Raw genomic sequence first — 24,789 nt, forward strand, 5'->3', positions numbered from 1 at the left:
TGTGCAGAGGATGGCGGTTTTTTTGGCGATAAAAAAGGCTCTCCCGAGGTTGGCAAGCGTCTAATGGCCTTGGCCAAGTCAGACATACGATGGCTATGTACGAAATCAACAGGGAAGGAAAGATGAGTGCATGGCTACCTTTCGGGAGGCGCTGAAAGCGAAGAACCATCTCGTGAAAAAATGGAAGCGAATGCCCGGTGTCATGGGCATTGGCGTCGGATATGTAAACGGCAGGAACAACCAAAAGGGTGCTTGTGTCGTACTGTATACGCTGGACGCTAGTGCCGCCGTGAAAAAAGGCTGCCCGAGCTGCGTGGCGGTCAAACGGAAAAAAGGCGGAAAGCGGCCAAAGATTACTTCCCATGTGGCTGTCCCTGTGCGAACAGTGACATCCGGGAGATGCAGCAGCCATCAAAAATGGCGGGCAACGTCGAGCTATCGCCGGAGGATTCGTCCGGTGATAGCAGGCGTCAGCGTAGGATATCCGGGAGCGTCCGGGACGGCGGGCCTGATCGTGACCGGAGCGCTCAGACGGGCACAACGCTTTTTGCTGAGCAACAACCACGTTTTGAACCGCAACAATACCGGAGGCTACACGGAGACGATCCAGCCGGGAGGATCGGATGGCGGGCGTTCCGGACGCGACCGGATTGGACAACTGTACCGTTTTGTCCGGCTGCGAAAAAATGCCGTCAACGATATGGATGTGGCGATCAGCATTCCGACTTCCAATAACCTGCTTGCTCCGCGCTATGCGAAAGTCGGCACGATTCCCGGATATGTCCGCTCTTATGCGATCGGCAGCCGTTTGAAAAAGGTAGGCCGGACCACGGGCTTCGTCCATGGAGTCGTAGAGTCGACTCACACCGATATTAACGTCGATTACGGAGATTACGGCGGACTGGGAACGATTCGCTTCCGCAACCAGACCGTGATCCGCAGCGCAGCGCCGATTTCGCTGCCAGGTGATTCCGGCTCTGTCTGGTTGACCGCAAACAATTACGCCGCTGCCGTCAACTTCGCAGGTTCAGCAGACGGCAGGCTGTCGATCGCTTTTCCGATTCACCGGGCGATGCGCGCGCTTGGCTTGCGGGTGGCCCAGCCTGCTTCCGCGCTTTCGTCCAGAAAACGCGCTGTTCGCCGCAGGAAAAAGGTTAGGAAGTAATCTGGTTCATTTCGGAAGCGAGATCGTCCAGACAGGCAAGCACCTCCGCAGAGCGTGCTTCCAGGATGGCAAATGCCATCTCGGCCTCTTTTTGTTTGCCCGTAGAAGCCAGCGTGAAAATATGGCGAATCGCGTCGTGAAACCCTCTGTGCGGCTCTGCCAGCCGTTTGAAAGCGGGGAGGGAGCTGATCGCCTGGTTTTGTTTCGCCTCGTCATACCAAAGCCCGAGACGGCAATTGTGGTGATCGATGAGGTCTTTTTCCGTGATGGAATGATAACCGAGCAAGAAGTTGTACACCCACCATTTCCAGAGCAGATGGTCGGTTTTGACGATGCGCAAGCTGTGTTTGGCTTTCAGGCGTGTAATTTGACTGATGCTGTTTTTGTGCAGGGCGTTGATGCCAGCCCCGATTTCGTAGACGTTTTTGCCTGCGTGGGAGACGTGGGTGAAAATTTGTTCCATATTGTTCTCCACCTGGGAAATTCGCATGGAAATATCTTCGGTTGAAGCTGACTGTTCTTCTGTCAACGAAGCGATGTGTCCCGTCGCATGGCCTACTTGTTCGATATTTTGCACAATCTCGCCTAACAACTCGATCGCTTCGCGTGTCTGAGTGGCATTGTCGTTGAAATGAGTGCCAAGCAGAGCCGCCGTTTCTTTGACCAGGCTCGCTTCATGGCGGACGGTATCCATCGTGCTGGTGATGCTTTGTACGGAATGTTTGGTTTGTTCCGCGAGCTTGCGCACTTCCTCGGCGACGATGGAAAAGCCGCGCCCATGCTCACCCGCCCGGGCAGCTTCGATAGAGGCGTTCAAGGCGAGCAAATTCGTCTGATCCGCGACGCTTTTGATCACTTGCACGACTTGGGAGACAGCTTCGATGGAAGTCGTCAGCGACGAGATTTTGGCCTGCATCTCATTAAATTCTTCCGCCATGGACAGGAAGCTTGTCAATGACGTCTGGATGATTTTTTGCCCGGCTGTGGCCTGCTCCATGGTCGTCGCAGCATTTTCCGCCACGTGCACGGCGGAGGCGGCTACCTTTTGCACCGATTCGGACAATTGCTCGGCTGCGTGTCTGACCGTGCCGGTTTCGACGCTTGTCGTGTCGATGGTATCGAGTACATGCTTGATTTTATCGATTTGCATGACCAGCTCCAGGACATTGCCCAGGCGGTCGATCGTTTTGTAGTCGTGATCCTCTTGATAAGCTTCCAGCACGATCTGGGAGTCGAGCGTGAGCAGCTTGATCAAGGCAAGCAAGATGGAAGACAGTTCGTCCGGCTTTTTGCTGTAAGTATGGACGATGGCGGGAATAAAGCATTCGTACAGCCGCATGTAAGAGCCGGTGTACCACTCTGGGGCGAGTCCGATTTTACTGTGGACTTCCCCGATTTTTTCCCGTCCCGCGACGTAGGCATCGTTGAGTTGTGCGTTGGAAAGCGATTGCAAATAGTGGCGAAAGGAACCGGAGAGGCGTCCTACAGTAGTATGGACTTCAATGATATTCATCAAATTCGCATAGTGGCCAAGCATCTGATAATGCCGCTCGGTAATCGTGTCGATATGCTCGGTTATGAGCGGTTCGATTTGCGCGAGCCGCCTGAGATCGTCATTGTTCATCTGCAAAAAGTTTACTTTTGCCCGCAATTGCTCTGTCATCGCGATATCGCTTTCCTGGATCGGGGCCGTTTGTGATCGCGCCCAACGCTTGCCAAACATAGAATCCCTCCGCTTTTTTATCCATGCCACGGAATAGGTCAGCCACCGTCATCCAAAATAGTTCTCACTACCTACCTGATTATACCATTCGAGGAAGAAATGATACTGTGGAACTACTGTGAATTTGTGAAATGTTTATGTAAGTCAGGCTGCTTCAATCGAAAAAAGTCATGTGTGGCATAGCTTCGCGGTAGTAGGCGAGCCGATCCTGCAACGTTCCAGTGTGCAGCTCGAACTTATGCCCGTCGGGGTCGGTGAAATAAAGCGAGCGCTTGTCCCGTTCATCGCGTTCCCGGCCCGGCAAAATGGGGACGCGGTGCTGTTGCAGATGACGTTTCCAGTCGTCAAAAGCGGCTTCGGAAAGCGAAAAGGCCAGATGCGTGTAGGACAAGGAAATCTCGTTGCGGGGGATGTCGGGTTCTTCGTTCAAAGCGAGCCAGTAGCCGTTCCAGTCAAAATAGGCCAGCTTTCTGCCGCGGACGAGCGGCTTGGCGCCGAGCACGTCACGGTAAAAGCAAAAGGAGCGTTCCAAATCGGCTACCGAAAACAGAAAATGGTTGATTCCGCCCAGTGGTTGCATAGCCATCGCCTCTTTCTCCTTTGCACACAAGTTGCCTTTATTTTACGGTAACAAGGAGCGGGATGCCAACGACGATCAATCGGACAACTGGACAGGACAGGCGAATAGCGAGCGGCAAAAACAGGCATCCCGCACCATGCGGCTGCCTGTTTTGCCTGTTCAAGCACCAGGGCTAGGATTGGCTCTGTTGCGACTGGGCTTGTGTTTGCAGCGTGGATTGGACTTGCGACACCATCGTTTGCGCCTGGGCAATCTCCTGGGAAGCTTGCTTCAATGCTTCCTCGGCCAGTTGCGGGTTGGCAGCGGATTGCTCGATGGCTTGCGTAATCATATTTTTCGCGAGAGTGGTCGCCACTTCGGCTTTTTTCAGAGAGTCTGTGTTGATTTGGCTTGGCATGTTTGTTCCTCCTTGAACAGATGGTTGATGTGGCACACCGTACTACTTTCTCCTGTTTGCCCGCAATTATGTATGGGGGATGTGCCCAACCGTTTGCGCTGGTGGTTGCATACCCTTGTAGGAGGGGAGGAATGCGAGATGAAGAAAAAGTGGGTTGGGGTTGTCCGGCAAGCGGAGCAGGCTTTTTGGACGATCGTGTTTTCAGCACACAAGCGTGTAGGCAATCGAGGCGTCATTTTGCCCAAACGCTTTAATTCCGTCAGCAAAATTCGCCGGTTCTTGACGAGATTCATGACGCCTTGCCTCGCAAACCGCGTGATCGGCAATCTCGATCTGAGAAGGATCAACGGCCAGCTTGCCGTTCCGGTTGGAGACGGGATCGGAGCGACTCCAATCGTCAAATCGCAGGTGTTGAAAAAGAGTGCGAGGTGCGTGACCATCGCAGTCTGGTTTCAGTTTGACCCGAGCGACCGCTTTTTTCGCGTGTATCAGTTGAAAAAGCTGCCGGACGGCCGCTGGATTATAGTCGGGCGTCATCCTTTGGACTATCCATTCAATTTGCCAAACCAACTGTTCAGAATCGTGCCGGGTTGCTGCAAGCCGTGTGTGCGCGGATGCAGGCGGCGGGTGAGGGGCAAGGTGCGGCCTAGGGCGAGGGCGGCGCTAACAAAACGCAGGAGCGCATGCTGCGCCTGAGAAGCGATCGCAAATTTTCAGGAAAGAAGTGGTGATATTTTCGTACTGACTTCGTTTGGATGAAAGGGAGGTGGGAGATGAAGGCACAATTATGGAGCGAATGGATCGCTGAGCACCAGCACCCACTGTATCGTTATTTGTACCGGGTGTGCGGGTTGCGCGAAATTGCCGAAGAGTTATTGCAGGAGACTTGTCACCGTGCCATGCTCTCCCTCTCGATTCAAGCTGCCCGGCAGGCTCAGGCGTGGGGCTGCAAAGCGGCGCGGCATTTGTATATGGACTGGCTGCGCAAAAAACATCCGAAAAAAGCAGGCGGGAAAACTTGCGCTGCTTGTTCAGCACGTCCTTGCGCCTATATGAACCGGAAGCGATCTAGCGCCAAAAAACGGACAAGGAGCGGGCAGGCAGATCATTTTAAAAAACGGTATTGATTTTGGGACGACTTGCCTGTAAAATATCTAAGTGTTGCGACTCCTATCAGATTTTGTCGAATAGAAGGAGCAATAACGTGTGGGAAATCGGGAAGTAGCTCAGCTTGGTAGAGTACTTGGCTTGGGACCAAGGGGTCGCAGGTTCGAATCCTGTCTTCCCGACCATTTTACACACGAACAGGCCGGTATGGCGGAATTGGCAGACGCGCGCGACTCAAAATCGTGAGGGAAACCGTGGGGGTTCAAGTCCCTCTACCGGCACCAGCAATCTATACATATGGTTTTCGTTATAAGGTGGGAAACAGTGAGTAGACCTGTTTCTCACTTTTTCATTTTGTCCGAAAAAGGGACGTTGCAGCTCGCAGCCTTTCCAATTGCTCTTTCGTTTGTTTACAATAAGGCTCTTTTCGCAAATTTTGTTGCTATTGCTGTTGTGGAAACGTGTGTTCTATAATGAAAATCAGGAAGTCTATAGGATTTCCATTTACCGTGAATGCACGCTTCGCTTGGTACTATAAATATCAAGCAACTCACGGCTTTTCTAAAAGCAACAATTTCTTAGAAAAGAGCGTACAATAAAGAGGAAAAGGAGGCGGATCGCGTGAGACTTGCAGGAAAACAAGTAGTCTGCTTTGTGGAAAGCGAATTTGAAGATTTGGAACTGTGGTACCCGGTGCTCCGGCTGCGCGAGGAAGGGGCGGCTGTTCATCTGGTTGGACCGAAAGCGGGACATGTCTACATCGGAAAATACGGTGTGCCATGCGAAGCGGACAAGGCGATGAGCGAGATTGATCCTTCGCAGTACGACGGCGTGCTCGTTCCGGGCGGTTGGGCGCCGGACAAGCTGCGGCGTTATCCGGAGGTGCTCGCGTTTGTCCGTGCCATGCACGAGGCGAAAAAGCCGATCGGTCACATCTGCCATGCAGGGTGGGTGCTCGCTTCGGCAAAAATTTTGCATGGAGTGAAAACAACGTCGACGCCAGGCATCAAGGATGACATGGAAAACGCTGGTGCGATTTGGATCGATGAAGAGGTCGTGGTCGATGGACACATCGTCGGTTCCCGTCGTCCGCCAGATTTGCCAGCGTACGCCAAAGCTTTCGCCGATTTGCTCGCACAGTAGCAAGCAGGCAATCCGAATATACGAGTGGAACGAAAAGGCACACCCGCAGCGATCAAGCGGGTGTGCCTTTTCTATGTCAGACAGCTTGCTCTTCACGAGTTGGTTTTTCTGTCTTTTTTCCAGGGCGGATCGCCCCATTCGTGCAGCTTGTTGCTTGCGACATAAAACAGGTACGGAATCAAAAAAGCGAGCAAGGCTCCGCCGAAAGTGAGAAACGGAGGCAGAGAACCGAAGTATTTGAACATACTTGTCACCTTCCTTCTTCTTTCTCCGATCGGTTGACGGAGCCGACATTGCGCAAATACACCTTTGCTTCGACTTTGATCGTGCTCTTTTCGTATAGGCGCTGTCCGCTCTCCCAATCTTTCTGGATTTGTTTCCAGAGCGAGTATTCTTTTTGGCGGATATTGCTGCCCAGCTTGATGACATCCACTTTCATTTCCTTATGCACCTTTTGCAGCGTGTCCAGGCACATCCGCTCGATTTCCTTGGCGAAGGCGCGCTCCAGCTTTTTCGTCTCTTCTTTGCTGAGAAAATCCATGAGCGCGTAGGCTTCCGCCAAAATGCCCTCGCATTCGATTTTGATGGTGAACTTGAAATTTTGCTTGTCTCGCAAGTCTTGCACGATTTCATGCTTCGTTCCTTGAATGTTCAATACGACGAGATCGCCTTTTACCTTGGCTTTCAACAGTCCTCCATCAATGCTCCCGGTGAGAAAGTTCAAGCCTTCCGTCTCTTCCTCGCCGAGAAAGCCGACCATCTGATTGTAGAGGGAAAATACGGCGCTTCCTGCCATCTTGATTTCATTTTTTTCCGCCCGTACTCGGGGGATGACGAAGCTGAACGGATTAAGCAATTCTTCATGAATATCGCCGATGCGTACCTCGGGGAGCATGCGCGCGTTTTTTTCGATATTTTCGCCAATCGAATTGATGTAGAGCGAGGGCAGCTTTTCTGTTTTCGGCTTGACCTCGATGATGCTTTTGGCTAACCCGTTGGCAATAAACACTTTGCCGCTCCGTCTGGAATCCGGGTCGCGCAGCAGAAAGTCCATGGCGTTGGCGAAGCCGTTGGGAGTACGCGCCACTTCTTCGGAGATGACGAGCACTTTCAGATGCTGGTAAAAAGGAGCGCGGCTCGTACGCGTAGCCAGCTCGCGGGACACTTCGAAGAGCGAGTCACCCTCTGAGGTGAGGTTCAAAAACGCTTCGTTCGTCGTGTTTTGCCCGCCGCCGCCTCCCTGGCTACCCGCGATCAATCCTCCGGGGATGACGAGCTGATGGGTGACGAGAAAGCGTTGCTTCACTTTCGGTTTTCGCGGTGCCTCTTTGGCCGCCCGTTTTTCCACTTCTTTTGTCCGGGGCGCATCAATCGCAATTCCGACGACAAAGCCGCGTTCCTCGATTTGCACCTGATCCCAGCACCCGGCGAGCAGAGCCGAGACGATGACGAGGATGGTCGGCAAGGCAAAGCGTTTATTCATGCCCCTTCACCCCGCGCATGATGGCGATCAGGAGCAGACAGATCGGACATAAATAGACGATGATCATGCCGAAATACGTGATGGCGTCCGCAAAAGCGAAGAAGTCGACCAGGTTTTGCGGCAACATCGCCACGAAGTAAATGATCGGCGACAGGGCCAAAATCCAGACCATCTTTTTCACTTTGCGAAACATGGAGGTCAGATTGAGAATGGTGATGTCGAGCCACATGACGCACGTATTGAAAATGGTCATGATCCAGATCGTGAAAAACATGGACTCTACCCGTTCAAAAAAACCGCCGGGAATCTCCACTTCTTTAGCGAGATCGATGGTAGGGTAAGTCAGGTTTTTGGCGACTTCGGCAGAAAAGACTCCGATGACAAAAATGTAGATGGTGACGTAGAGCAAGACGGGGATGAATAGCCCCAGAACCATTGCCCTTGGCCCTTCCTTCGGGTTTCTCATCAAGATCGTATAGAACAAAATGATCTCAAAACCGGAGTAGGAAAGCCCGACCGCTTTGGAGCCTTCCAGAAGTGATTTCCAGCTTGAAGAAAAATAAGGCCGGATGTTTTCGATTTCCAACAGTTGCGTGGTGAACACCAGAACGAAAAAGATCACGACGAGGACGACGGGCAGAAAAAGCAGGTTCAGCCGCAGCATGGCGATACGCGATCCAGCCACGGCGTATTGTACGATCAACAAAAAGCTGAGGGTAATCATCTCGACGGGCGTACTGTAAAACAAATACTGCTTGGCGATATTTCCGATCGCGCGGATTTCAAACGACACAAACAGCATCGTGTACAGACAGACGAGCAAGGTCAGCGCATAGGCGACAGGTTTGCTCGCGATGATAGCGGTGTAGTCAAAAAACGTTTGCCGGGGAAAGCGTGCCGCCAGCTTCGCCAGCAACCACCCGATCAATAAAGCGACAAGCCCGCTGATCACGACAGAAATCCAGCCGTCGAACCCGCTCGTTGCTTTCGCCAGGGCGCGGGGAAAAGTGAGGATGCCCACCCCGACTGTAACCGAGGCGATGTTGATGCCCATATGATTTTTGCTAATCATTTTTTCCGACAAGGTTTGTGCACTCATTTGGAATCCCCTGTTCTCATGCGAATTTCATCTTCTGGATGCAGGGCTTGCGGACGCTCTTTCAAGAAGGTCACAGGTGCGCGCAAGATCAAATCTTTCCAGTCCCTGGGCATTTGCGGCGCAAACGGAGCCAGGTACGGATAGCCGATGCTCGTCAAATTCGACAGGTGGATCATGATGGCGATCAAGCTCAAAATGACCCCGTATATTCCGAAGATGGCCGCGCCAAACATGGCGAAAAACCGGATCATGCGAAAAGCGATCGCCAACTGAAAGGACGGGATCGCAAAAGAGGAGATGGCTGTTAGCGCGACGACGATGACCATGACCGGGCTTACAATCCCGGCGGATACGGCTGCGTCTCCGATGACCAAACCGCCGACGATCCCGACTGTTTGTCCGATCGGCTTGGGCAGGCGCAGCCCGGCTTCCTGAAGCAGCTCCATGGTCGTGATCATCATGATCGATTCGATGAAGGCGGGAAACGGAACACCGTCTCGCGTGGCGGCAATCGAGAAGGCGAGATCAGACGGGATCAAGCCCGGGTGAAACGTCACAAGCGCGATATACAACGATGGGGAAAACACCGCGAAAAAAGCGGCCAGATAGCGTAAAAGCCGTGCCAGTGTACCGACGATCCAGCGTTCGTAGTAATCCTCCGGCGAGTGCAGAAGCAGGCCAATTGTGACAGGGAGGATCAACACCATCGGCGTACCGTCGAGCAGGATCGCTACGCGTCCTTGAAACAGCGAAGCGCTGACCTTGTCCGGCCGTTCGGTGTTGTGAGCCTGCGGGAAGGGCGAGAGAAAATCGTCCTCGATCCACTGTTCGATAAAACCGGATTCCTCGACTTCGTCAATGTCAATCGTGGCAATCCGCCGTCTGACCTCGTCCAGCATTTCGTGATCGACGATGTCATCTATATAGGCGATGATCAGCTCGGTTTTGCTGCGTGTCCCTACCCATGAACTTTCAAAGCGCAGATTGGGGTCTTTTACCCGTCTGCGGATGCGCACGGTATTATCGCGGATGCTTTCCGTGAAGCCGTCCCGTGGGCCACGAACGAGTCCCTCGGAGACTGGCTCTTCGATGCCGCGGGTTTTCCAGCCTTTGCTGTCGATGAGGATCAGCTCGCTGGAACCATCGACAAACAGGGCTGTGTCTCCGGACAAAATACAGTCGAGGGCTGCGGTAAGCGATGTTTCTTTTTTGATCTCGACAACGGACAATACTTCTTCAAAAAGGAGCTGGATGATCTCGTCAGGTTCGGTAGGAACCGATTTTTCCGAGGTGGAGATCATCAACTGGATGTGCCCCAGGACTTGGTTATGCAGCATATCCGAATCCGCTAATCCGTCAAGGGCAATGACCGCGCACGTATGGTTCGTATTGCCGATGAGAAACGTGCGGATCAGCAAATCGTGGGGGTTGCCCAATAAAGTACGGAACAGCTCCAAGTTATCCGCAAGGTTGGGAGAGAGCGTTAATTCAGGCGTTTGCCGCTGTTGCGTGTGCTGGGAAAAGGGAGAGGTTTTCTTTTGGCGTCGCTGGGCGAAAAATTTTCGCATCATGGCATTCCCTCCCGTTCAAAATGCGAATAGCATGTTAGTGCGATTTTTTCCAGAACAGAGGGAAATTATGCGGATGAAAGTTCCACGACAAACTTTCGCACAAAGAATTGAACAACCCTATGAGGTATGATACATTCGGCATGGTAGAATAGAGAGTAGTAGAGAGAGTAGGAATGACGGAGAAGGGTGGAATAGTAGTGCTTGACAGTCAAGTTTTGGTTCGGGATACAGACTTTTCAAGACTCGCGCTTACATGGGAGCAGCTTGCGCAGTTGATGGGGGAGCAGGGAGATGCGACAACCCCTGCCAAACTGAGACAGTTGGCTGAAAAAACAAGGAGAGCAGAGTTGAACATCGCTTTTTGCGGACACTTCTCCGCAGGAAAGTCCACGATGATCAATACGCTTCTGGGCGTCAACTTGCTGCCGTCCAATCCCATACCGACCAGCGCCAATGTAGTGAAGATCCGCGGGGGCGAAAAAGCCGCTCGCGTCTATACAATGAACGGCGATGTCGTGACGTTTGATCCGGATACGGAGATGGAGAAGCTCAAGCAGTTTGCGGTCGATGGGGATACCGTTGAATCGGTGGAAGTTTCCTATCCCGGAACGCTGCTCGACGAACACTCCAGCCTGCTCGATACCCCGGGGATCGACTCGACGGACGCCGCGCACAAAATCGCTACGGAATCCGCGCTGCACCTTGCAGATGTGGTCATTTACATGATGGATTACAACCACGTCCAGGCAGAAGAGAACTTCAATTTTACGAAAACGTTGAAAGACCGCGGCAAACCAGTGTATCTGGTCGTGAACATGATCGACAAGCACATTGACTTTGAGCTTGATTTCGAGAGCTACAAGGAAAGTGTGGAGGAAGCGTTTGCGACCTGGAACATTCATCCGGACGGCATTTTTTACACGTCCCTGGCTGAGCCTGACCACCCGGAAAATCAGTACGTGGAGCTGAAGCAAAAGCTGCTCTCGCTGATTGCCGGACGCGAAGAACTGGTAGCAAAAAGCGTGCGCAGTGCCGCCGAGCATCTGATCGAGGAGCACGTGCAGGCAGTGAAGGCAAGCCATGCGCAAACGCGCCAGGAGCTTGAGAACAAGCTGGACAGCCTGAATGTGGCGGATGTAGACAGCCGCGACGCACATGCCGTCGCCGCTGCGCTTGAACAGGCGCAGGCGATCATGCAGTCGCTTGGCAACCGTGCGGCAGAAGCGCGTGCCCAGATGGAAAAAGAGTTGGGTGTTTTGCTCGACAACGCCCGCTTGACTTACTACAGCACGAGCGAAGCAGCGGCAAGCTACCTGGAAAGCCGCAAGCCAGGCTTCAAAATGGGCTTTTTGTTCGCAGGGAAAAAGACGGAGGAAGAGCGTCAGCGCCGCGAGGAAGCACTTCTGGCCGAGTTCCGCGAAAAGGTGGCGGGCAATCTCGACTTCCATTTCAAGGAATTGATGAGCAAACAATTGCAAGCGTACGAGCTGCGCGACGAAGATTACCACGCACGCGTCCATGCGACCGAGATTGTGATTACGGGCGAGTTTCTTGCCAAGCACATCAAGGATGGAGCGGCTTCCCGCGAATATGTGATGAACTACTGTACAGATGTCGCCAACGCGATCAAACTGGAGTACAGACGCGCTGGCCTTGCGTTCATCGAGGAAGTCACCGCGCGCCTTGCGACCAACATGCAGGCGGAGAGCGCTTCGCAGCAGGAGCGTCTCGACGTGCTGCGCGAGATGGCCGCGGTGCACGGGCAGTTGGCCAGCTTTACTGCAAGCGAGGAAAACATAAGAGAGCGATTGCAGGCAATCATGCGTGAAGGAGAACAAGAATCATGAATCAGCTACGAGACAAATTAGTTGCGGCAGCAGAACGTCTGCGGCGCGCGAGTCACGAAATCGTTTCCGTACCAGGGATGCAAGCACAGGCGCAGGCGATGCTGGATCGCGCAGACCGTCTGACAGCGAACCGCTTCACTGTTGCGCTGTTCGGCGCGTTCAGTGCGGGTAAATCTTCTTTTGCCAATGCCTTGATGGGCGATCTCGTCCTGCCTGTATCCCCGAATCCGACTACGGCAGCGATCAACAAAATCATGCCGCCGAGTGAGGAGCATCCGCACGGCACAGTCCGCGTGGTGCTGAAAAGCAGGGAAGCGATCGAGCAGGATGTGCTGCGCTCGCTCGCTGTTTTCGGATTGCACGCTTCCAGTCTGGAAAGCGCTTTGGCCGAGCTGGACAAGATCGATGTGGCGCAAATTCCGCCGACAGCTAAGCCGCACTATACGTTCCTGAAAGCCGTCACAAAAGGGCTGGGCGAGATGAACGCTCACCTGGGCGGAGAGCTGATTGTCGACATGCAGGCGTTCAAAGGCTTTGTTGCCAAAGAAGAAAAAGCTTGCTTCGCCGAATACATCGAGCTGTTTTATTCCTGCCCGCTGACTGACCAGGGCATCGTGCTGGTCGATACGCCTGGGGCGGATTCGATCAATGCCCGCCATACGGGCGTGGCGTTTGAATACATGAAAAACGCGGACGCTGTTCTGTTCGTCACTTATTACAACCATGCGTTTTCCCAGGCAGACCGCGAATTTTTGCTGCAAATGGGCCGGGTCAAGGACACCTTCGAGATGGACAAGATGTTCTTCATCGTCAATGCAGCCGATCTCGCCGCTTCCCAGGAAGAGTTGCAGGGCGTGATTACGCACGTAGAGAAAAACTTGCTCACTTGTGGCATCCGTTTGCCGCGCATTTATCCGGTATCCAGCCAGACTGCGCTGTTGGCGCGCATGCACGAAAAAGGCAAGCTGGCTGCCTCGGCGGAAAAAGTATACCGTCAACGCACGCAAACAGCAGAAGGCGAGCCGCTCATGGCAGCAGACGAAGCGTTCAAGCTGTCCGGCATGGCTTCGTTTGAGGCAGAGTTCCTGCGTTTTACTATCGAGGAACTGACGCAAATTGCCGTGAACGCAGCGACAGGCGAAATTCGCCGCGCTTTCGACACGCTGAACGAGTTCATGCGCATGGCTCAATCTGGCGAAGACGAGCGCCTCGCGCGCAAAGAAGCGGCGAGCAAGGCCCAATCAGGGGCACTGGCTGCGGTTTCCGCGCTGGCGACCGCTTCGTACGAGCGCGACTTGGCAAAAGAACGCGAAGAGCTGCTCTACTACGTCAAGCAGCGACTGTTCTTCCGTTTTAACGAGTTGTTCAATGTGGCGTTCAACCCGGCTGTCCTGAAAGAAGACGGACGCAACATGAAGCAAGCCCTCCAAGGCTGCATGACCGATCTGTTGCGCTCGATCAGCTACGACCTGGCGCAGGAGCTGCGTGCGACCACGCTGCGCCTGGAGAAGTTTTTGAGCAAGCAGGGAACAGCGCTCGTTTCCGCTTGGCAAAAAGATGTGCATGCTTTCGCGGCAGGCTTGACACTGGCGCCGTACCAGCAGCGCCAGGTAGAGACGTTGAATTTTGCCGAGGAATTGCCTGTAGCGGAAGGGGCATTCCAGCCAGCGCTCGGACTGTTCAAAAACACGAAAGACTTTTTCGAACTGGATGGCAAGCTGAAGCTGCGCGAAGAACTGGAAAAGCGCATGCAGGAGCCTGTAACGGCTTACGTGGCGACCGGAAGCGAACAGTTGAATCAGCAGTTTACGGCTTTGTTCAACGAGCTTGTCACCACGGAGCGCAACCGGGTAGTCGAGCAAATCAACGAATACTTCACAGGATTGTTCGCCGCGCTGGATATGACGGTCGATCTGGACGAGCTGGGAGCGAAAGTAGATCGCGTAGCGGCAGAGCTTTCCTAACACCTCATCAAGTCAAAAGGATAAGGCAAAAGACAAAAGGCAGTTCGCGCTCTCGTCAGGCAAATGACGGGCGTGACTGCCTTTTGTTGTTGGCTGCGCCTGAGCATGGGGGGCGCAGCCTGCCTTCTTTTGGCGATGTGGCTATTGTTTCCGCGCAAGCTGCTCCCATTCCTCGCGCAAAATGCCCATTTTGATCGCATCGTAGTATTCGCCGCGAACGATCCGCGCTTTTCGCACTCTGGCTTCTTCCTGCATGCCGAGTCGAGCGGCGAGCTTGATCATGCGCTCATTGCCCGACCAGGTGCCGATTCCCAGCCGCACCGTATCCATATGGGTGAACAAGTAATCCATCCACATCGCGAACGCTTCCTGCCCGTAGCCATTTGACCAGTAGCGCGAATCGTAAATGACAATGCCGATTTCAAACCAGTTCGTCTCCTGGGATACCCAATATCGGCCGACGCTGCCGCGCAGCTCTCCGTCGATCTCGATGATCAGCTGTGTGCGCGGAGCATCTGTGCCGGCCAGCGCGAGTGATTCCGCGTGGCGAGGCAGGGTGCGGTACTCGTCCAGCGTCATTGGATCGAGCGGCTTGTACGGGCCGTTCCAGTTGAGATGCTCCCGGTCTTTCGCTTCGTAGTTCCAGTAGTAGAGCGTATCGATATCCTCATGGCGGATGTCGCGCAACAAAACTTTTTTTCCTTGCAAATGGACGTGCATGATTTTTCTCCTCTCTGCTTGAACAATCTGTTACCATTACTGTACGGGAAAATGTTCTGCATACATAGGGACAGAGTGCGTGTTTTTAATAGGGACAAAAAGGAGGCGAAGCACATGGAGTTTACGCCCACTTTACATAACGATGCCAGTGAGCCGCTCTATCGGCAGTTGTACAGGCAAATCAGCAAGCAAATCGTGTCGGGCGAGATTGCGGCGGGCACGCGGATGCCATCGATCCGCCAGATGGCAGAGGCGAGCGGTGTAGCGAAAAATACGGTAGAAGCCGCCTATCAGCAGCTGCTTGCCGAAGGTTATTTGACGAGCCGGGAGCGCAGCGGTTTTTTTGCCGCACAGGTGGAAGTGTGGGGGGAGCCGGAGCAGGGAGGGGCGGACATTCGGCAAAAAGCATGGAGCCTGAAAAAGAAAAAGGGCGATCATTTGAGCTGCCGCTTTAATTTTCACGGCTCCGTCGTGGATACGAAGCATTTTCCGTATGCAGCCTGGCGGTCGTGCATGCTGGAAGCACTGGACCGCTATCCGGACGATTTCGCTTTTTACGGAGACGATCAGGGGGAGTGGGAGCTGCGGGAACAGCTGGCGAGCTATTTGCGCAGGGCGCGCACGCTCGCTTGTACGCCTGAGCAAATATGGATCGGAACGGGATTGCAGCAATCGCTCAGCTTCTTGTGCCTGTTGCTTGCGGATCGGCATCGCGTGATCGCGGTAGAAGAACCCGGCTATGCCGATGCGCGGATTGTGTTTTCGCAGCACGGGTATGAGGTAGTTCCGATTCCGCTGGACGCTGACGGGCTATCTATCCAATGCCTTGCGCAGAGCGGGGCAACGGTCGTCTATACGACACCTTCGCACCAGTATCCGTACGGAATGGTCATGCCGATTGCGCAGCGGCAGCGGCTGTTGCAATGGGCGGAGCGCACAAACGGGATCATCATCGAAAACGACTACGATGGAGAATTTCGCTATAATGTGCAGCCGACGCCCTCTTTGCAAGGACTGGATCGGGAGGGGCGCGTCGTTTATGTCGGCAATTTTTCCAAAGCGTTCTCCCCGGCTCTGCGAATGGACTATATGGTGCTGCCAGCGGAACTGCTTGAGCGCTATTTGCAATCGTTTCAAGCCTATCCCGCTGTGGTGTCGCGTCACCTGCAACGGACGATGCAGCTGTTCATGCAAAAAGGGCACTGGGAGAAGCATGTGCGGAAAATGCGCACGATCTATCAGCGCAAGCATGCGATCCTGCTGCAAGCAATCCGCGACTATATGCCACCTACCGTCACGGTGCTCGGCCATTCTGCCGGGCTGCACATTTTGCTTGCGGTACATACGAAGCAGTGCGAGGCAGAGCTGATCGCAGCGGCTTGGGAAGCGGGAATCCGCGTGTATTCGAGCGGGCGCAACTGGATGACGGCCCCGGACATGGAGCTGCCGCGCATCATCGTCGGCTTTGGCGGGATGGAGGAGGACGATATACGGGAAGGGATTCGCCTGCTGGCAAAAGCGTGGTCGGACGCGTAGCGGGCGATTGTGCCCGGAGAATCAGGAATCATCACGATGGGAAGCGGAAAAGCAAGCGCAGGCTGCGCTCGCGACAGCAAAACGCCCAAGCACTTGCACAATCGGCAAGGCTCGGGCGTTTCTTTCATTCACTCGTCCAGCTTATTCCGTTACTTTTTTGTACTGATCGAACTGATCGGTTACTGCTTTGGATGGAGAGCTGGTCAGCTTGCTGACGATCACGATGGCAAGCAGGCTCATCGCAAAGCCTGGAACCATTTCGTACAGGAAGTCTTTCAGCACATCGAAGCGCGTCCAGATGATGACGGTCAAGGCGCCGGCGATCATGCCGGAGAGTGCGCCCCATTTGTTCATCCGCTTCCAGTACAGAGAGAGCAGGATCACAGGGCCGAACGAAGCGCCGAATCCGGCCCAAGCGTAACCGACGAGATCGAGAATCGTGTCATTTTTGTTCAATGCGAGCAAAAAGGCGATGACAGCGACGAGCAGGACGGAGAGACGGCCAACGGTCACAAGCTCCTTGTCGCTTGCAGAGCGTTTGAGAAACGTCTTGAAAATGTCTTCTGTCAGTGAGCTGGACGTCACGAGCAACTGGGACGAAATCGTACTCATGATCGCAGCCAAAATCGCAGCGAGCAAGAATCCGGTGATAATCGGGTGGAACAACACGGTGCCGAGCTGAATGAAGATCGTCTCAGGGTCGGCAATCGTCCAGCCTTGTTTCGAGTACAGGGCGATACCGATCAGACCCGTCAGCATGGCTCCGGCAACCGAGAAGATCATCCAGCCCATTCCGATTGAACGCGCTTTCTTGATTTCTTTTGTAGAAGTAATCGCCATAAAGCGGACGATGATGTGCGGCTGCCCGAAGTAACCAAGCCCCCAGGCGAACAGGGAGATGATGCCGAGCAAGCTTGTCCCTTTGAAAATATCAAGCAGGGACGGGTCCACCGCCTGGATCGTTGTAAAAGTTTCACCCACACCGCCAACGGTCAAAATCGTCACCAGCGGAACGAGGATGAGCGCGATGACCATGATCAGCCCTTGCACGGCATCGGTCCAGCTTACGGCGAGGAAGCCGCCAAACAGCGTGTACGCGATGGTAACGAGGCCGACAATCCACAAACCAGTGTGGTAGTCCATGTGGAACGTATTTTCAAACAGGACGCCGCCAGAAACGAGACCGGACGAGACGTAAAACGTAAAAAAGACCATGATGACGAGAGCAGAGACGAGACGCAGCATGCGGGAGCTATCCCCGAAGCGGTTTTCCAGGTAGGCCGGAATCGTGATGGAGTTGTTGGCTACCTCTGTGTACGTTCGCAGGCGCGGCGCTACATACAGCCAGTTTGCATACGCACCGAGAGTCAGTCCGATGGCAATCCACGATGCGCTTAAACCAGAGGCGAACATCGCACCGGGCAAGCCCATCATCAGCCAGCCGCTCATGTCGGAGGCTCCCGCGCTCAGGGCGGTGACGGTTGGGCCGAGTGACCGACCGCCGAGCATGTAGTCAGTCAGATTGGAGGTACGCTTGTAGGCATAGTAGCCGATGAGCAGCATGCCTAGCATGTACACAATAATGGACGCGAGCAGCATATTCATGGATAGCACCTCTTGTTGTGTTGTATATTTATAAAAATTATAGTAACGTCTTACACATTATCATGCCCAGATATGAAAATCTAGAACAAAACACAGAAAATTGTGTAGAGAAGCAATAAAAAGTTTTTAATTGAACTAAAAAACCCGCGATATCGCTATCGCAGGTTCGTTTGCTAATTATTTACTTTTTTATTGGACTTGAATTTGTCCATTGCTGTCGAGACTGACTTTAAACTCCTTCACGACGGTAGGCTCTGCACTTGGATTGTTCAGGTCGTGCTTCAGCACCTGAAACGATCCGTTTGCGGCAAGCTTGCCTGTGTATTCCACTCCGAACGTGTCGGATTTGTAAAAGCTGAAGGTAGCGAGTTCGGTCTTTTGCAACTCGTCGACAAGCAGCTGACCGTCGCCGCTGAACATCGCATTGCGCAGCGACTCAGACGATTCGTACTTTTGCTGGAGGTACGTTTGCAATTGCTGGGCAACTTCCGATTCTGCCAGTTGCTTCCCTGCTTCCACGGCTTGTTTGCCGACTTCAATCGCTTGCTTGCCTGTCTCTACTGCCTGCTGTGCCGTCTGCACCCCTTCGGAAATTTCCGAGCATGCTGTAAGCATCAGCGCGCAGCCAATGATCCATGCTTTTTTCATATAGTGTTGCTCCACTCCTTTCACGCGCTCTTATAGCGTACTTTATTTATTTTACTGTATATCCACTTTCGGCGCATCCGCATATGATGAGGTAAGCGTAAGAGCTGCACTGATTACAGGGAGGAAACGCAATGATTCAAGGGAAAGTGAAATGGTTCAGCAAGGAAAAAGGATACGGTTTCATTGAGCGGGATGGAGGACCTGACGTGTTCGTGCACTATTCAGCGATCACCGGCACAGGCTACCGGAATTTGGAGGAAGGCGAGCAGGTTGTCTTCGAGATTGTGAATGGGCAGCGAGGATTGCAAGCAGCCAACGTAGCGCGCAAAAGCTAGGGCACAACTTTTTCAGTCACTTACAAACAGCAGATGACCTAAGCCGTCATCTTTCCATTCTGGACGCCGTCATACCCAGCCAGGGCAGACGGCGTCTTTGTTGATCATCCATTCGATTCCATTCGCAACAGATTGGCGTTGTCAGACTTATACATTGTATAGAAATACAGCCAAAGCAATGACAAGCATCGACGTAATACATCCGTATATGAGCAAAAGGTTGCGCGAACGTTGCTTGAAGCTCAGTTGCTTGCCTTCCGTCGGTTTCAAACCGATCAGGAACGTGGCGACAAAAGCGATGACCACGAGGATGATGACGGCAATAATAAAGGGATAAATACTCATGACGGTCAATCGTCCTTTCTGTATCACTCTGCTTTGATCATATACCGTCCGTCAAAAAAAGGGGCCATCCACTTGGCTGTTTTTTTGCTCATCCACTTGCGGTAAAAGCTTCCGCAAACCGTTCCACAGCAGCAGGAATTTGCGCAAGGGAAGCTCTGCCAAAAGTAAAGCGTACGTGGCCCGGCTCTGCTCCGAACAAGTGGCCGGGTACGAAGACCACGCCGCGCTTGACCGCTTCCGTCAAAAGCTGCTGCTCACTCCATGTTCCGGCAAAGCGGCACCACAGATGAATGCCGCCTTGTGCACCTGCCATGGCGACTTGCTCGCCGAACTTGTCCTCTAGGGAAAACAGCAGCTGATCGTGGCGCAAAGCCAGTTGGGTGCGCAACCGATCGACGTGCTGGGCAAAGTCAGGCGAAGCCAAAAAACGGTCCGCCAGCCACTGCGGGAAAATGCTGTGTCCAAAATCAAACTGCTGCTTCGCATCCGCCAGCCGCTCGATAACCGTCTGCGGCCCGACGATCCAGCCGATGCGCAAGCCGGAAGCGACGATTTTGGTCAGCGAGCTGATATACAAAACCGTGCCGTGTTTATCCAACGATTTGAGGGTAGGGATCGGCTCTTTGGAAAACGAAGTCAAGCTGTACGGATCGTCCTCGATGATCGGGATGCCGTTTTCGGCGGAAAAAGCGAGCAGCTGTTGCCGCCGGGCCAGCGACAGCAAAGTGCCTGTCGGATTTTGAAAGTTCGGGTTGAGAAACACCATTTTGATCCGGTGCTTGCGATGCAGTTCAGCCAAATGGTTCGGATCGATGCCGTTTTGCTCTACGGGCAGCGAAAAGGTGCGCAGTCCTGCTGAATGAAACAACGGCAGGGAGTGACAATACGATGGCGCCTCGATCGCCACGGCGTCACCTGGCTTGAGCAGGCATTGCACGACGAGGTGGAGGGCTTGCTGCGCTCCCGATGTAATCATGATCGACGTGGCAGGCGCTTCGATGTTTCGCCATTCTTTCATGTGTTTGCCGAGCGTTTCGCGCAGCGACCAGTTGCCCTGCGGATGCTCATAGCCGAGGTGATCGGGAAAATCGTCCGGGCTGATCAAGTGCGACAGCGTGTGGCGGGGAACGAGGTCAGGCGAAAGCTCGCCGCTCGCCAGATCGATCAGTTCATTTTCCTGCGTCTCCCTGCGGATTTTGCGGATCAGCGGCAAATTGGGCCTGAACGACCCGGTTTCCGTCAAATGCCGCCAGTTCGGCACACGCGTGCGAGCCAGCCCCCAGATGTCCTGACTGACGAGTGTTCCACTCCCTTGCTTGCGCTCTACGATCCCGGCGGCCTGCAATTCATCATAGACGGCGACGATCGTCGAACGGTTGACCCCGAGTTCTTTTGCCAGTGAGCGCTCCGAGGGCAGACTGCTGCCCGGGCCGAACTCGCCGCTGCTGATGCGCTGCTCGATCTGTTCGGCAATTTGTTTATATAAAGGCTTGTTTTTTGGCCCTGCTGTCTTGTCATCCATGCCAATCCTGCTTTCTGTACGTGGTCGTTTCCGGTTTTCAAAAGGTTTCCAAACGGTTCCAAAACCAAAATCATCCAGCCTATTATACCACGCAATGGAAGGCTTTCCTTTTCGAGCAGCTTTGTTTAGTATAGAGAACGGAAGGAGTGGTGGGGATGAAACAATATTTAGACTTGTGCCAGCGCATTTTGACAGAAGGCGTGACGAAAGAGGATCGGACAGGCACAGGAACGATTAGCATTTTTGGACACCAGATGCGTTTTGACCTGAGCGAGGGCTTCCCGCTGGTCACGACGAAAAAACTACATATGAAATCGATCATTCACGAGTTGCTGTGGTTTTTGGCCGGAGACACGAATGTTCGCTACCTGCAGGAAAATGGGGTGCGGATCTGGAATGAGTGGGCAGATGAAAACGGCGACTTGGGACCCGTCTACGGAAAGCAGTGGCGTTCTTTTGTCGGGCGCGACGGCAAGACGGTCGACCAAATCCAGTGGGTGATCGACGAAATCAAAAAAAATCCCGACTCAAGACGCCTGATCGTCAGTGCGTGGAATCCGGCTGATCTCGCGGAGATGGCCTTGCCGCCGTGTCATTTGCTGTTCCAGTTTTATGTGGCAGACGGCAAGCTGTCGTGCCAGTTGTACCAGCGCAGTGCCGACACGTTTTTGGGGGTGCCGTTCAACATCGCTTCCTATGCGCTTTTGACGCATATGGTTGCCCATGTGACCGGACTTGGGGTGGGCGACTTCGTTCACACGCTGGGAGACGCGCACTTGTATACAAACCATATCGAACAAGTGAAGCTGCAACTCACTCGCGAGCCGAAGCCGTTGCCTAAGCTGAAGCTTAATCCAGAAGTGACGTCCATTTTTGACTTCACGTATGACGACATTGAAATCGTCGATTACGAGGCCCATCCGCACATCAAAGGCGAGGTGGCTGTATGATCAGTCTGATTGTGGCCTACGCGAAAAATCAGGTGATCGGCAAAGATGGCGACATGCCGTGGAGCCTGCCCGCCGATTTGAAAAACGTCAAGGAAATCACGACAGGGAACACGATTGTGATGGGCCGCAAGACGTTCGAATCGATCGGCAGACCGCTGCCGAACAGACGAAATGTCGTGCTGACGAGAAGCCGCGACTTTCATCCGGAAGGTGTCGATGTCGTCCATACGAAGGAAGAAGTGCTCGCTCTGGGCGACGTCATCATTTTTGGCGGCGCCAACATTTACGGGCAGTTCCTGGACGTGGTAGATCGCATGTACATTACCGAAATCGAGCTGGAAACAGAGGGCGACACGTTTTTCCCTGCGTGGGACAAAGACGCGTTTGTGCTTGTGGACAAGCGCGAAGGTGTTGTCGATGAAAAGAATGCCTACCCGCATACGTTTTACGTGTATGAACGCAAAAATGGTTAGCCCTTCCCGTTGAAACCGGGCAAACTGCCTCCTGAACATCAGGGGGTTTTTTTGTGCAAAACGTCTCGGCGTTTTTCATGAAATTGGATGTGACCGTCTTGTTGTATCCAGATCGAAAAGTCCCGGACAAGCGGCTCGCAGCCTGGGAGGAACGACACAGAGCCTTCATACATATCCCGGCGGTTTCGCGCATACAAACAGTAGAAAACGGTTGGACAAACCGCAGGGGGGATGGGATGAAAGTCGACTTTCATGTGCATCTGGAAGAGGGACCGTATTCGCTGGACTGGTTGGTCGGGCAAGCGTGCGCACTGCGGCCGCTTCTGGACGAAAAGCAAGAGAGCGGAAGCAGGGGCTGGGCACACGAGCTGGTCAAGGGGCTTGCCCACAGGCTCCAAAGAGGGCCTTACTCCAGGGAGTGGCTGGATTTGTACCGGGCGCGGGCGAAACAAGCTGGCATCTCGCAAGTGTGCGTCGTCGAGCATTTGTATCGCTTTGCCGATTTTCGTCCTTATTATGAGCAATTTATTCACGTGGGGCACGACCGTTTAGGCAAAGCGCAGCGGCAGTGGCTTGGACAGATGGCGAACGACTCTTTGCCAGCTTATGTGGCGTTTCTTGCAGAGGAGCGCGAGCGGTGGGCGGAAGATGGGGTGGCGCTTCGCATCGGGATCGAGCTGGATTATTTTCCGGGCGGGGAAGGCGAGCTGCGCGAGGTGATCGAAAAATATCCGTGGGACGTATGCATGGGAGCCGTCCATTTCCCTGGCGGAAAAGGCTATCTCGTTCGCAATCTCCAGGAGCAGCTGGAAGTGCATGCATCACCCGGATGGTTCGTGCGTTATTTTGATGTGGTGGAGCAGGCGATTGACAGTGGCCTGTTCGATGTTTTGACGCATCTGGACGGGGTCAGGGCGTTTGACCCGAAAGCGGATGAAATGACGCTGTTGCCGTACTATCAGCGGATCGCCCGGGCATTGCGGCGGATGGATACGGCAACCGAACTGAACACAGCGTGCGTGCGCGGACAGACGCAGCGGGAGTTTTCGCCGAGCTATCGCTTTTTGCAAATATTGGCGCAGCATGAAGTGCCGATTACGCTGTCCTCCCATGCGACAGCTCCTGATCAGGTCGGGCAGCATCTCGCAGAAGCGCGAATGCAGCTGAGGCGCGCAGGATATGCCAGCTTAGCCGTTTTTGCTGACAGAAAAAGGAGCCTGATGGAGATTGAATAGCAGACTTCCCCGCTAGGTGCGCTTTTTTGCTATGATAGAGACAAGCGTATAAATATGCATCCAGCGGGAGGAGAACACAGCATGTCGTTGCAGGAACGTTTGAAATCGTTGCTCAAAGAGGTGGAGCCGCAAATGATCGCGTGGCGCCGCCATCTTCACCAATATCCGGAACTGTCCTTTCAAGAGGAAAAAACTCCGGCGATGATCGCGGAAATTTTGCGTGGCCTGGAGTTTGACGAAGTAAAAACCGGAGTGGGCGGCCGCGGGGTCATCGGAGTGCTCAAGGGCAGCCGTCCGGGCAAAGTCGTCGCTTTGCGGGCTGATTTCGACGCGTTGCCGATTCAGGATCAAAAAGATGTTCCGTACAAATCGACGGTTCCTGGTGTCATGCACGCCTGCGGCCACGATGCCCATACCTCCGAACTGTTGGGCTTGGCGAGTGTGCTGGCGGCGCATCGCGACCAGTTTGCCGGGGAAATCCGTTTTTTGTTCCAGCACGCGGAAGAAGAATCGCCAGGCGGAGCGATCCAGATGACAGCGGACGGCGCAGTCGACGGCGTAGACGCTGTATTTGGCGTCCATCTCTGGTCCATGCTGCCAGTAGGCAAAGTGTTCATCAGCGGTGGCCCGATCATGGCGAATACAGATGACTTTGTGATCGAAATCAAGGGCCGCGGCGGTCATGGCGCTGTTCCTGAGGAGACAGTCGATTCGATCGTGGTCGGCTCGCAAATCGTAGGAAATTTGCAGACGATCGCCAGCCGCAACGTCAGTCCGTTGGAAAGCGTCGTCGTGACGGTCGGTACGTTCAACGGCGGTGACAACAACAATATCATCGCAGACAGCTGTCGCCTGACGGGAACGGTGCGTTCGTTCCTGCCGGACGTGCGTGATCGCGCTGAGCTTCGCCTCACGGAAATCGCTGTCGGCACGGCTGCCATGATGGGCGCAGAGGCGAAAGTGTCGTACGAGCGCGGCTATCCTGCGGTGATCAATCATGAAGCGGAAGCGCAAATCGCCCGTGAAGCGGCGCTGGCTGCCTTTGGTCCGGAGCGCGTGGAACCGATGAAGCCGCTCATGGGAGGAGAAGACTTCTCTTACTATTTGGAAAAGGTGCCTGGGGCGTATTTGTTTGTCGGGGCCGGCAACCCGGAGAAGCTGGCGAAGTATCCGCACCACCACCCGCATTTTGACATCGACGAAGACTCCATGCTCATCGCCGGAGAGCTGCTCGGACGAACAGCTTTGCTCTATCTGGAGAAAAAAGAGGGGTAGTATAAACCTTTCCCTTGCAAAGATGCGCTTTTGCCTAGCAGTGGCAATGGCGCTTTTTTGGCGTCT

The 24,789-nt window shown here is 53.9% G+C and carries 24 protein-coding genes and 2 tRNA genes; 14 read left to right on the plus strand and 12 right to left on the minus strand.

Going from position 1 to position 24,789, the window contains the following annotated elements; translation table 11 throughout:
- Window positions 1-130: 130 nt before the first annotated feature.
- Window positions 131-1,165 (plus strand): chymotrypsin family serine protease, encoded by a 1,035-nt coding sequence (locus tag IRJ17_RS11810; protein WP_173596798.1) that lies wholly within the window; start codon window positions 131-133, stop codon window positions 1,163-1,165.
- Here IRJ17_RS11810 and IRJ17_RS11815 read toward each other — a convergent pair.
- The 3 genes from IRJ17_RS11815 to IRJ17_RS11825 all read right to left on the minus strand — a co-directional run bounded on the left by IRJ17_RS11815 (window position 1,155) and on the right by IRJ17_RS11825 (window position 3,865).
- Window positions 1,155-2,888: a protoglobin domain-containing protein gene (locus IRJ17_RS11815; RefSeq protein WP_242774811.1), complete on the minus strand. Its 1,734-nt coding sequence runs from the start codon at window positions 2,886-2,888 to the stop codon at window positions 1,155-1,157. The genes IRJ17_RS11810 and IRJ17_RS11815 overlap by 11 nt on opposite strands.
- A gap of 154 nt (window positions 2,889-3,042) precedes the next feature.
- Window positions 3,043-3,468 carry a metallothiol transferase FosB gene (gene fosB, locus IRJ17_RS11820; RefSeq protein ID WP_242775258.1) on the minus strand — a complete coding sequence of 142 codons (426 nt, stop codon included), beginning with the start codon at window positions 3,466-3,468 and terminating at the stop codon, window positions 3,043-3,045.
- 172 nt (window positions 3,469-3,640) lie between these two features.
- Window positions 3,641-3,865, minus strand: a complete 225-nt coding sequence (locus tag IRJ17_RS11825; RefSeq protein ID WP_063227938.1) for a hypothetical protein — start codon at window positions 3,863-3,865, stop codon at window positions 3,641-3,643.
- A gap of 138 nt (window positions 3,866-4,003) precedes the next feature.
- Here IRJ17_RS11825 and IRJ17_RS11830 point away from each other — a divergent pair, with 138 nt between their 5' ends.
- From IRJ17_RS11830 to IRJ17_RS11850, 5 genes are all read left to right on the plus strand, one after another.
- Complete coding sequence (locus tag IRJ17_RS11830) at window positions 4,004-4,561, plus strand: IseA DL-endopeptidase inhibitor family protein (protein WP_242774813.1); 558 nt, start codon at window positions 4,004-4,006, stop codon at window positions 4,559-4,561.
- Between the two features lie 77 nt (window positions 4,562-4,638).
- On the plus strand, window positions 4,639-4,992 hold the full coding sequence (locus IRJ17_RS11835) for a sigma factor (RefSeq protein WP_229049728.1): 354 nt from the start codon (window positions 4,639-4,641) through the stop codon (window positions 4,990-4,992).
- Between the two features lie 88 nt (window positions 4,993-5,080).
- Window positions 5,081-5,157, plus strand: a tRNA-Pro gene (locus IRJ17_RS11840).
- A 16-nt stretch (window positions 5,158-5,173) separates the two neighbouring features.
- Window positions 5,174-5,256, plus strand: a tRNA-Leu gene (locus tag IRJ17_RS11845).
- A gap of 337 nt (window positions 5,257-5,593) precedes the next feature.
- Entirely contained in the window at window positions 5,594-6,115 is a 522-nt protein-coding gene (locus IRJ17_RS11850; RefSeq protein ID WP_122963838.1) for a type 1 glutamine amidotransferase domain-containing protein, read from the plus strand.
- A 92-nt stretch (window positions 6,116-6,207) separates the two neighbouring features.
- Here the strand turns inward: IRJ17_RS11850 and IRJ17_RS11855 are convergent, their stop codons facing one another.
- From IRJ17_RS11855 to IRJ17_RS11870, 4 genes are read right to left on the minus strand one after another with little or no spacing between them, the layout of a single operon-like run.
- Window positions 6,208-6,360: a hypothetical protein gene (locus IRJ17_RS11855; RefSeq protein WP_170205903.1), complete on the minus strand. Its 153-nt coding sequence runs from the start codon at window positions 6,358-6,360 to the stop codon at window positions 6,208-6,210.
- Window positions 6,361-6,365: 5 nt separating this feature from the next.
- Window positions 6,366-7,598 carry a Ger(x)C family spore germination protein gene (locus IRJ17_RS11860; protein ID WP_242774816.1) on the minus strand — a complete coding sequence of 411 codons (1,233 nt, stop codon included), beginning with the start codon at window positions 7,596-7,598 and terminating at the stop codon, window positions 6,366-6,368.
- Entirely contained in the window at window positions 7,591-8,697 is a 1,107-nt protein-coding gene (locus tag IRJ17_RS11865) for a GerAB/ArcD/ProY family transporter (protein ID WP_242774818.1), read from the minus strand. The genes IRJ17_RS11860 and IRJ17_RS11865 overlap by 8 nt, the downstream gene beginning before the upstream one ends.
- Window positions 8,694-10,268: a spore germination protein gene (locus IRJ17_RS11870; protein ID WP_242774820.1), complete on the minus strand. Its 1,575-nt coding sequence runs from the start codon at window positions 10,266-10,268 to the stop codon at window positions 8,694-8,696. Before IRJ17_RS11870 ends, IRJ17_RS11865 begins: the two co-directional genes overlap by 4 nt.
- Window positions 10,269-10,465: 197 nt before the next feature.
- Between IRJ17_RS11870 and IRJ17_RS11875 the strand changes: the two genes are divergently transcribed.
- Both IRJ17_RS11875 and IRJ17_RS11880 read left to right on the plus strand, forming a co-directional pair.
- Window positions 10,466-12,115: a dynamin family protein gene (locus IRJ17_RS11875; RefSeq protein ID WP_423751959.1), complete on the plus strand. Its 1,650-nt coding sequence runs from the start codon at window positions 10,466-10,468 to the stop codon at window positions 12,113-12,115.
- On the plus strand, window positions 12,112-14,079 hold the full coding sequence (locus IRJ17_RS11880; RefSeq protein ID WP_122963843.1) for a dynamin family protein: 1,968 nt from the start codon (window positions 12,112-12,114) through the stop codon (window positions 14,077-14,079). Before IRJ17_RS11875 ends, IRJ17_RS11880 begins: the two co-directional genes overlap by 4 nt.
- A gap of 141 nt (window positions 14,080-14,220) precedes the next feature.
- Here the strand turns inward: IRJ17_RS11880 and IRJ17_RS11885 are convergent, their stop codons facing one another.
- Window positions 14,221-14,799 (minus strand): GNAT family N-acetyltransferase, encoded by a 579-nt coding sequence (locus IRJ17_RS11885; protein ID WP_173596803.1) that lies wholly within the window; start codon window positions 14,797-14,799, stop codon window positions 14,221-14,223.
- A 114-nt stretch (window positions 14,800-14,913) separates the two neighbouring features.
- On the opposite strand from IRJ17_RS11885, the gene pdxR (IRJ17_RS11890) reads away from it, so the two are divergent.
- On the plus strand, window positions 14,914-16,335 hold the full coding sequence (pdxR, locus tag IRJ17_RS11890) for a MocR-like pyridoxine biosynthesis transcription factor PdxR (RefSeq protein ID WP_242774824.1): 1,422 nt from the start codon (window positions 14,914-14,916) through the stop codon (window positions 16,333-16,335).
- A 141-nt stretch (window positions 16,336-16,476) separates the two neighbouring features.
- On the opposite strand, the gene putP is transcribed toward pdxR (IRJ17_RS11890), so the two are convergent.
- On the minus strand, window positions 16,477-17,940 hold the full coding sequence (putP, locus tag IRJ17_RS11895; protein WP_242774825.1) for a sodium/proline symporter PutP: 1,464 nt from the start codon (window positions 17,938-17,940) through the stop codon (window positions 16,477-16,479).
- Window positions 17,941-18,129: 189 nt separating this feature from the next.
- Window positions 18,130-18,588, minus strand: coding sequence for a hypothetical protein (locus tag IRJ17_RS11900; RefSeq protein WP_122963847.1), 459 nt, complete (start codon window positions 18,586-18,588; stop codon window positions 18,130-18,132).
- Between the two features lie 131 nt (window positions 18,589-18,719).
- Here IRJ17_RS11900 and IRJ17_RS11905 point away from each other — a divergent pair, with 131 nt between their 5' ends.
- Window positions 18,720-18,923, plus strand: a complete 204-nt coding sequence (locus tag IRJ17_RS11905) for a cold-shock protein (RefSeq protein WP_063227950.1) — start codon at window positions 18,720-18,722, stop codon at window positions 18,921-18,923.
- Window positions 18,924-19,070: 147 nt separating this feature from the next.
- On the opposite strand, the gene IRJ17_RS11910 is transcribed toward IRJ17_RS11905, so the two are convergent.
- Window positions 19,071-19,268 carry a hypothetical protein gene (locus IRJ17_RS11910; protein WP_063227951.1) on the minus strand — a complete coding sequence of 66 codons (198 nt, stop codon included), beginning with the start codon at window positions 19,266-19,268 and terminating at the stop codon, window positions 19,071-19,073.
- 88 nt (window positions 19,269-19,356) lie between these two features.
- Complete coding sequence (pdxR, locus tag IRJ17_RS11915; protein WP_242774827.1) at window positions 19,357-20,790, minus strand: MocR-like pyridoxine biosynthesis transcription factor PdxR; 1,434 nt, start codon at window positions 20,788-20,790, stop codon at window positions 19,357-19,359.
- 155 nt (window positions 20,791-20,945) lie between these two features.
- On the opposite strand from pdxR (IRJ17_RS11915), the gene IRJ17_RS11920 reads away from it, so the two are divergent.
- The 4 genes from IRJ17_RS11920 to IRJ17_RS11935 all read left to right on the plus strand — a co-directional run bounded on the left by IRJ17_RS11920 (window position 20,946) and on the right by IRJ17_RS11935 (window position 24,723).
- Window positions 20,946-21,740 carry a thymidylate synthase gene (locus IRJ17_RS11920; RefSeq protein WP_122963849.1) on the plus strand — a complete coding sequence of 265 codons (795 nt, stop codon included), beginning with the start codon at window positions 20,946-20,948 and terminating at the stop codon, window positions 21,738-21,740.
- A complete protein-coding gene (locus IRJ17_RS11925; RefSeq protein ID WP_122963850.1) occupies window positions 21,737-22,213 on the plus strand; it encodes a dihydrofolate reductase in 477 nt (158 codons plus the stop codon). The genes IRJ17_RS11920 and IRJ17_RS11925 overlap by 4 nt, the downstream gene beginning before the upstream one ends.
- A 236-nt stretch (window positions 22,214-22,449) precedes the next feature.
- Window positions 22,450-23,448, plus strand: coding sequence for a PHP domain-containing protein (locus IRJ17_RS11930; protein ID WP_173596906.1), 999 nt, complete (start codon window positions 22,450-22,452; stop codon window positions 23,446-23,448).
- 81 nt (window positions 23,449-23,529) lie between these two features.
- Window positions 23,530-24,723, plus strand: coding sequence for a M20 metallopeptidase family protein (locus tag IRJ17_RS11935; protein ID WP_122963851.1), 1,194 nt, complete (start codon window positions 23,530-23,532; stop codon window positions 24,721-24,723).
- Window positions 24,724-24,789: the final 66 nt, after the last annotated feature.

The sequence above is a fragment of the Brevibacillus parabrevis genome, from assembly GCF_022701015.1.
GTDB lineage: Bacteria > Bacillota > Bacilli > Brevibacillales > Brevibacillaceae > Brevibacillus > Brevibacillus parabrevis.

Bases quoted from the DNA above. Each gene is read 5' to 3' on its own strand.
- IRJ17_RS11885 (WP_173596803.1), bottom strand. From the start codon at position 14,799: ATGCACGTCCATTTGCAAGGAAAAAAAGTTTTGTTGCGCGACATCCGC.
- IRJ17_RS11835 (WP_229049728.1), top strand. From the start codon at position 4,639: ATGAAGGCACAATTATGGAGCGAATGGATCGCTGAGCACCAGCACCCA.
- IRJ17_RS11865 (WP_242774818.1), bottom strand. From the start codon at position 8,697: ATGAGTGCACAAACCTTGTCGGAAAAAATGATTAGCAAAAATCATATG.
- IRJ17_RS11830 (WP_242774813.1), top strand. From the start codon at position 4,004: ATGAAGAAAAAGTGGGTTGGGGTTGTCCGGCAAGCGGAGCAGGCTTTT.
- IRJ17_RS11920 (WP_122963849.1), top strand. From the start codon at position 20,946: ATGAAACAATATTTAGACTTGTGCCAGCGCATTTTGACAGAAGGCGTG.
- putP (WP_242774825.1), bottom strand. From the start codon at position 17,940: ATGAATATGCTGCTCGCGTCCATTATTGTGTACATGCTAGGCATGCTG.
- IRJ17_RS11815 (WP_242774811.1), bottom strand. From the start codon at position 2,888: ATGTTTGGCAAGCGTTGGGCGCGATCACAAACGGCCCCGATCCAGGAA.
- pdxR (WP_242774827.1), bottom strand. From the start codon at position 20,790: ATGGATGACAAGACAGCAGGGCCAAAAAACAAGCCTTTATATAAACAA.
- IRJ17_RS11930 (WP_173596906.1), top strand. From the start codon at position 22,450: ATGAAAGTCGACTTTCATGTGCATCTGGAAGAGGGACCGTATTCGCTG.
- IRJ17_RS11825 (WP_063227938.1), bottom strand. From the start codon at position 3,865: ATGCCAAGCCAAATCAACACAGACTCTCTGAAAAAAGCCGAAGTGGCG.
- IRJ17_RS11810 (WP_173596798.1), top strand. From the start codon at position 131: ATGGCTACCTTTCGGGAGGCGCTGAAAGCGAAGAACCATCTCGTGAAA.
- IRJ17_RS11900 (WP_122963847.1), bottom strand. From the start codon at position 18,588: ATGAAAAAAGCATGGATCATTGGCTGCGCGCTGATGCTTACAGCATGC.
- pdxR (WP_242774824.1), top strand. From the start codon at position 14,914: ATGGAGTTTACGCCCACTTTACATAACGATGCCAGTGAGCCGCTCTAT.
- fosB (WP_242775258.1), bottom strand. From the start codon at position 3,468: ATGCAACCACTGGGCGGAATCAACCATTTTCTGTTTTCGGTAGCCGAT.
- IRJ17_RS11870 (WP_242774820.1), bottom strand. From the start codon at position 10,268: ATGATGCGAAAATTTTTCGCCCAGCGACGCCAAAAGAAAACCTCTCCC.
- IRJ17_RS11935 (WP_122963851.1), top strand. From the start codon at position 23,530: ATGTCGTTGCAGGAACGTTTGAAATCGTTGCTCAAAGAGGTGGAGCCG.
- IRJ17_RS11855 (WP_170205903.1), bottom strand. From the start codon at position 6,360: ATGTTCAAATACTTCGGTTCTCTGCCTCCGTTTCTCACTTTCGGCGGA.
- IRJ17_RS11925 (WP_122963850.1), top strand. From the start codon at position 21,737: ATGATCAGTCTGATTGTGGCCTACGCGAAAAATCAGGTGATCGGCAAA.
- IRJ17_RS11880 (WP_122963843.1), top strand. From the start codon at position 12,112: ATGAATCAGCTACGAGACAAATTAGTTGCGGCAGCAGAACGTCTGCGG.
- IRJ17_RS11860 (WP_242774816.1), bottom strand. From the start codon at position 7,598: ATGAATAAACGCTTTGCCTTGCCGACCATCCTCGTCATCGTCTCGGCT.
- IRJ17_RS11910 (WP_063227951.1), bottom strand. From the start codon at position 19,268: ATGAGTATTTATCCCTTTATTATTGCCGTCATCATCCTCGTGGTCATC.
- IRJ17_RS11905 (WP_063227950.1), top strand. From the start codon at position 18,720: ATGATTCAAGGGAAAGTGAAATGGTTCAGCAAGGAAAAAGGATACGGT.